General features: G+C 71.4%; 5 protein-coding genes. 4 read left to right on the forward strand and 1 reads right to left on the reverse strand.

The window, feature by feature from the left end:
• The 3 genes from AC156L_RS36630 to AC156L_RS36640 all read left to right on the forward strand — a co-directional run.
• On the forward strand, positions 1–1304 hold a 1304-nt coding region (locus AC156L_RS36630), incomplete at its 5' end, for an LppU/SCO3897 family protein (RefSeq protein ID WP_484407685.1).
• A gap of 115 nt (positions 1305–1419) precedes the next feature.
• The gene (locus tag AC156L_RS36635) at positions 1420–1905 is read left to right on the forward strand and encodes an LppU/SCO3897 family protein (RefSeq protein ID WP_484407686.1); all 486 of its coding nucleotides are present in this window, start codon (positions 1420–1422) and stop codon (positions 1903–1905) included.
• 78 nt (positions 1906–1983) lie between these two features.
• Positions 1984–2805: an LppU/SCO3897 family protein gene (locus AC156L_RS36640; RefSeq protein ID WP_484407687.1), complete on the forward strand. Its 822-nt coding sequence runs from the start codon at positions 1984–1986 to the stop codon at positions 2803–2805.
• A 211-nt stretch (positions 2806–3016) separates the two neighbouring features.
• Here the strand turns inward: AC156L_RS36640 and AC156L_RS36645 are convergent, their stop codons facing one another.
• Positions 3017–4006, reverse strand: coding sequence for an ABC transporter substrate-binding protein (locus AC156L_RS36645; protein WP_330878189.1), 990 nt, complete (start codon positions 4004–4006; stop codon positions 3017–3019).
• Positions 4007–4524: 518 nt separating this feature from the next.
• On the opposite strand from AC156L_RS36645, the gene AC156L_RS36650 reads away from it, so the two are divergent.
• A partial coding sequence (locus AC156L_RS36650; protein ID WP_484407688.1) for a nitrate- and nitrite sensing domain-containing protein occupies positions 4525–5771 on the forward strand: 1247 nt, incomplete at its 3' end.

The following is a 5771-nucleotide window of genomic DNA, read 5'->3' on the forward strand; positions in this document are numbered from 1 at the left end:
CGGTCACGGCGGCGGTGCCCGAGCCGGTCACCGAGCCCGTGCCGGTCCCCACGGCCGCCGAGACCGCCCCACCGGCCACGACCGAGGCCCCGACCCCGGTCGAGCCCGTCACGGCCGACGCCCCCGCCCCGGTCGAGCCCGTCAAGGCCGAGGCCCCCGCCCCGGTCGAGCCCGTCAAGGCCGAGGCCCCCGCCCCGGTCGAGCCTGCCAAGGCCGAGGCCCCCGCCCCGGTCGAGCCCGCTCAGGCCGAGCCCGTCACGGCCGCGGCCCCCGCCCCGGTCGAGCCCGAGGAGCCGGTGACCGAGGCGCTGCCGGTCCTCACCCCCGAGCCCGCCGCGGCCTCGGAGCCCGCGAAGGCGGAGCCCGCGAAGGCGCAGCCGGACGAGCCGGTGACCGACGCGCTGCCGATCCTCACCCCGGAGCCCCCGGCCGCGGCCGAGGCGAAGGTCGAGGAGCCGGTCACCGAGGCCCTGCCGGTCCTCACGCCGCCGGACGCCGAGCCCGCCGCACCCGCCGGAGCGCCGAAGGCCGGAGCACCGGCCGCCGACGCCGTCGCGACGCCCGCCACCACCCCCCAGGCGGAGGCCCCCGGTCCGGTCAAGGCCACCGACCTGCCCGCGGAACCCGCGAAGGCCGAGGGCGAGCCGGAGCCCGCGGCGGCGGCCGTCCCCGCGGCACAGCCGCCGCAGACGGCCCCCGAGGCCCCGCCCGCCGCCGCGGACGGCACGGGCAACGTCCTCTACCGCAAGCCCAAGCCCGACGACGAGGAGGAGGACGGCGGCGGTCCCCTGCGCGGCAAGGGCCGCCTCATCGCGATCGTCGTCGTGGCGCTCCTCGTGGTCGCGGGCATCGTCTACGCGGTCACGGCGCTCAGCGGCGGCAGCGACCCGAAAGACGCGTCCGCCGGTGACTGCGTGTCCCTCTCGGCCCCCTCGCTGGAGGAGTCGGAGAAGGTCGAGACGGTCGGCTGCGACGCCGACAACGCGCTGCTCCTGGTCGGCAAGGTGATCGGCAACGACACCGACTCGTGCCCGGAGGCGAGCTTCTACCAGCAGTACCCGGTCGAGGGGAAGCCCGCGCTGGGCTACCGCCTGTGCCTGCTGCCGAACCTGGCCGAGGGCGCCTGCTACAAGCTCGACGACCTGAGCGCCAACTACGTCAAGTCGGAGTGCAAGGGCGTCGAGGCGCTCAAGGTCACCAAGGTCATCCAGGGCACCGACGACACCGGCCAGTGCCCGGACGGGGCGGGCGAGTCCTACCCGGAGCCGAAGCTGACGTACTGCTTCGCCCCCGCCGAGAGCTGATCGAGGCCGAATTTCCTACCACCATGTGGGCAATTCTGCCCACATGGTGGTAGGAGTCCACCGAGTTTTTGCCACTTTTCGGTGAATACTGTCAACCCGCCGGGCGTCCGTGCCGATGCCCAGCATCATGCGCAAGATCGTCACCGGCCTCGGTGTGGCCGCCCTCGTCCTGCTCGGCGCCTACGCCCTCGGCCTGTTCGACACCGAGGAGCCGCCGGTGTCGCCGGTGGCGGTCGGCCAGTGCGCCAGCGTCTCCCGCGCGGCGAACGAGCCCCGCTTCACGGCCCTGGACTGCGGTTCCGACCAGGCGAACGTCAAGGTCGCGAAGGTCGTGGCCCAGACCGGTGAGGGCTGCCCGACCGGCGGCGCCACCTACTCGACGTTCACCTCCACCGTCACCCTCTGCCTCGTGCCGAACCTCGTCGAGGGCTCCTGCTACGGCCAGGACCGCGCCTCCGGGCTGCTCAAGGTGCCGTGCGGCACGGCCCAGTCGGTCAAGGTCGCGAAGGTCCTCGGCGGCGGCGCGAACTGCGGGGAGCAGCGCGCCGTGGTCTACCCGGAACCCGCTGTGACCTTCTGCCTCGCCGAGGGCGGCGCCTGACAACGATGTGGTCACTTCGCTGCGCCCACCGGGGCCGCCGGCTACGTTTCGGCCTCCCGCGAAGCGAGAGGACCACCCGTGAGCACGCCCGACTACCCGCCGCCCGCAGGCCCGAACGGCCCGCCGCCGGGCGGCCCGGTCCCGCCTCCGTACGGGGCACCGCAGCCGCCGCACGGCCGGCAGGGCCCGCAGCAGGGGTGGCCGCAGCAGCAGCAGCCGACCCCGCAGGGCTGGGCGCAGCAGCAGCCGACCCCGCAGGGCTGGGCGCCGCCGCAGCCCCCTCCTGGCCAGCCCCACGGCGCCCAGCCCGTTCCGGGCCAGCTCCACGGCGCCCAGCCCGCGTTCGGCTGGCAGCCGCCCCCGGTGAAGAAGGGCAGCGGCAAGGTCAAGCTGGTCCTGACCCTGGTCGTGGTGGCGGCGCTGGCCGTCGGCGGCTACTTCCTGAACAAGAGCGCCCCCGCCAGCGCGAAGCCCGGCGACTGCATCAACATCGTCTCGGCCAGCATCACCGACCCGAAGATCGAGAAGGTCGAGTGCGGCGCGCCGAACGCCTCGTACAAGGTCGCGAAGAACCTGGACAGCGCCTCGGACGACTGCCCGGCGGGCGACTACGGCTCGTACTCCGAGAGCGGACGGCGCGGCAGCGGCTTCACCCTCTGCCTGATGCTGAACGCCGCCGAGGGCGACTGCTTCAAGACCGAGGGCAGCTTCGTGGCCGGCAAGACCACCAAGGTCACCTGCGACGCGTCGGCCGACTTCACGGTCTCGAAGGTCGTGACCGGCAGCACCGACAAGGCGGCCTGCGGGTCGGACGGCAACGAGCTGGTCTACTCCGAGCCCGCGACCACGCTGTGCCGGGTGGCGGCCGACGGGTCGGGCACCGGCGCCGCGGGCGGCTGACGGCGGCCGGAGGGCCGTCGGGTCTGGACCACTGGACGTCGCGGTGGCCGGAAATGTGGGTTTCCACCCCAGCGCCAGGGAGCGGGTACCGCCGATCGGGCGGAGTTGGCGCTGGGCCGATCCAGCGACGGGCCTTGACGTCACCAGGCGAAAGGGAAACGGGGCGGTCACCCAAGGTGACCGCCCCGTTCCGTCTGGCTGGCTGGCTCGCCTAGCTCGTGGTGCCCGGTGGCAGCAGCTGCTGCACGTCGAGCCTGCCCGGCAGCACGTCCTCGGTGTCCATCATGTCCGCGACCCGTTGGAGGCGGATCGGGTTGAGCGACAGAGGGAAGGTGCCGACCGAGACCAGCGCCGCGGTCTGCTGGTCGACGTCGACGTAGCTGCTCAGGACGTCCTGGACGGTCAGCTTGTTGTTCGACGCGGCCTGCTGCGCGTCGCGCAGGACCGAGCGGAACAGGGCCAGCGTCTTGGGGTTGCCGTCCGCGAACTTCTTGCTGGAGGCGTACCCGGACATCGGGAAGTCCTTGGTCGGACCGATCGCGGTGTCGGTCACGACCCTGGCGCCGATGTCGCGCTGGGCCTTCGTGATGAACGGCTCGGTCATCCACGCCGCGTCGACGGTCTTCGACTGCATGGCCGTGACCATCTGGTCGAACGGGAACTCGCGGAACGCGATGCCCTGCTTCTCGACACCCGCGGTGTCCAGCACGGCCCTGGTGGTCAGGGCGCCGATGTCGTCGTCGTTGACCACGGCGATCCGCGGCTTGGCGATCTTCGCGGGACCGTCGTAGGCCGGGTCCGTCGTGACCAGCGCCATCGAGTTGGCGCCCGCCTGGTAGGCCTCGCCCTGGAGCTGGAGCTGGGTGCCCTCGGCGACCTTGCGGAACAGGGTCACGTGGCTCGCCCAGGTGATGTCCAGCGTGGTGTCGAGCTGCTTGATGCCCTCGTCCTCGCTGGTCTGGGGCACGAGCTGGACCTGGAGCCCCGCCTTGTCGAACAGCTTCTCGTTGATCGCGATGCGGAGCGGGGCGACGTCCACGACCGGCATGACGCCGATGCGGAGCGTGTTGCGCTCGATGTCGGTGGCGCCGTCGTCGCCGCCGCCGGGCAGCAGGCTGCACCCGGCCGTGGTGGAGACGACGGTCAGGGCACACGCGACCAGCGCTGCCGCACGTCGCAGAACATGCGCTCGGGTAGGCATGGCACCTCTCGCCTGTTGACTCGATGAGTCGAGTGATCAGTGTTCGTCGTCACGCGCCGGTACGGACCATCAGCTCACCGGGGATGGTGGCGCAGAGGCAGCTAGGTATCGACGTTCGGGGATGTTAACCACCCGGACGTATGAAGCGACAGCCCAACTCGATACGGTGCGTGCACCTAGAGGCTTCCATGAAGTAGGGGCAGACCATTACGCTGCCGGCCGGGTGGTACAGGTTCTGGCGGGCCGTCGGGTTCCTGGAGCACAATGGTGCGCTTGGTCGGCGCTAGGGTTCCTGTACTGCATTTTGCCCGATTTTGCGAGTCCATACTTCGGTCCTGGGGAGAGGCCGGGGACACTGCTGCCGGAAGAGGAAGCCCAGGGTGGCCCGACGAGAGAGAGGTCCCAGCCAGTCCGGCGCGGGGACCGCACCGCACTCCGGTAGGCCCGAAACGGGTGACGGACTGGCTGCGCTACGAGATGCAACTGTGACCGAATCGACGGGATCTGGAAAAACCGACGTGCCGCAGAACAGCGCAACAGATGCGCAGAGCGCTCGTACGTCGAGCCTGAGGCTGCGCAACTGGCGCCTCCGCACCAAGCTGTTCGCCGTCCTGCTCATCCCGACCATCTGCGCGCTCGCGCTGGGTGGCCTCCGGGTGCAGGCGGACCTTCAGAGCGCGACCGAGTTCAACCAGCTGGCCAACGAGGTCCAGCTCGAGAGCTCCGTCGCGGACCTCGTGCAGCAGCTCCAGCGCGAGCGCGACCTGAGCGTGAGCCACGTGGCGTCTGGCAAGCAGATCGACCGCGTGGTGCTCGACCGGCAGCTGCGCCGGGTGAACGACAACTCGGACGCGCTCCAGACCAAGATCACTGAACTGAGCGGCGACCTCGAGCCCGCCGTGGCGGACCGCTTCCGCCGCGCGGCCGAGCAGCTCAAGCGCCTCAACAGCCTCCGCAACGCCGTGCGCGACACCGCGTACCCCTCGGAGGCCGTCCTGCGCACCTACTCCGAGTCGGTGGAGAGCCTCCTCGACCTCGGCGAACAGGCCATCGCGGGCATCAACGACCCCGACCTGGTGCGGTTGCACCTGGCGACCAACGCCATCGCGCGCATCAAGGAGCAGGAGTCCCGCAAGCGCGGCATCCTGCTCGACACCTTCCAGCGCGGCGACTTCCCCGCGAGCCAGCAGCGGCTGCTCCTGGCGGCGAACGCGGAGCTCGAAGCCGCTCGCAACGACTTCCGCAAGTCCGCCTCCGCCGACCAGGCGAAGATCTACGACGACACGGTCACGGGTCTGATCGTCGACACGGCGAACGACATGCAGGAGTCGGCGCTGAACCTGGCGGCGGCCAACCAGAGCCTCCAGTCGCTGAGCCCGGAGCGGTGGGACATCGCGTCCACCCTGACGGTCAACCTGACCCGCGACGTGGAGAACCTGCTCCTCGAACAGCTCCAGAACCGCACGGACGAGCTGACCGGCTCGGCCCGCGCCGACGCGTTCCGCGACTCGGGCCTCGTGCTCGCCGCACTGCTGCTCGCGCTGGCCATGGCCCTCTTCGTCGCCCGCTCGATCCTCAACCCGCTGCGCATCCTGCGCCGCACCGCCCTCGCGGTGGCCGACCACGGTCTGCCCGAGGCGGTCGAGAGGATCCTCGCCGACCCGAACCCGCAGCTCGCGGCGCAGAACGCCATCGCGCCCGTGCCGATCGCGACGCGGGAGGAGGTCGGCCAGGTGGCGCGCGCCTTCGACGCGGTGCACGGCGA

The organism is Umezawaea sp., from assembly GCF_057122925.1.

What these genes read in the sequence shown, in the direction of transcription:
- AC156L_RS36635 (WP_484407686.1), top strand. Translation starts at nt 1,420, where the DNA reads ATGCCCAGCATCATGCGCAAGATCGTCACCGGCCTCGGTGTGGCCGCC.
- AC156L_RS36645 (WP_330878189.1), bottom strand. Translation starts at nt 4,006, where the DNA reads ATGCCTACCCGAGCGCATGTTCTGCGACGTGCGGCAGCGCTGGTCGCG.